The organism is Virgibacillus carmonensis (assembly GCF_057836705.1).
Genome location: NZ_JBYQFJ010000388.1, coordinates 1 through 529 on the forward strand (window position 1 = coordinate 1; position 529 = coordinate 529).

Genomic DNA, 529 nt, shown 5'->3' on the forward strand with positions numbered 1-529 from the left:
CAATTGCCAGAAACGGCACAGAAGCGAGCAGGATCCATAAACCTGAAAAAAACCACTGAGCAAAAGTTAACGAGACCCCATTGATAAGAAATCCTGCCAAAAAAATGATAATGATGGAAAAAACGTGCATAACGGTCTGTCCGAACATCTTTGCTGAGAAGTACGCCCACGATGGAAACGGCGTAATTTTCATAAAGGTGGACCACCCCTGTGTTCGTTCCTGAACCATCCGAATACCAAATGTCATAATTGCCGACCCCATTACACTGAATGTGGCCATTGACATTAAATAGTGGGCTTGCCATTGCTCTGCATCTGGAACGCCGGTATTAACAATGTTCGTAAAAATGAAGTAAAACACGATCGGCATGAACAGGGACCAAAATACAAAATATGGATTGCGAAAAATCCGAAGTACTTCCGCCTTACACTGCATCATTATTGCGTTCACGTTGACCAACCTCCCTGGGTTCCGCAGTAAGCTGCTCAAATGCTTCTTCTAAACGACCTTGTTCCAACCAAATATCCT

1 protein-coding gene is annotated in these 529 nt (G+C 43.7%); it reads right to left on the minus strand.

From position 1 onward, the window contains the following. Positions 1-451, minus strand: a 451-nt coding sequence (locus tag AC3G7N_RS22505) for an ABC transporter permease (protein ID WP_489424321.1), incomplete at its 3' end; no start/stop codon positions are given. Positions 452-529: the final 78 nt, after the last annotated feature.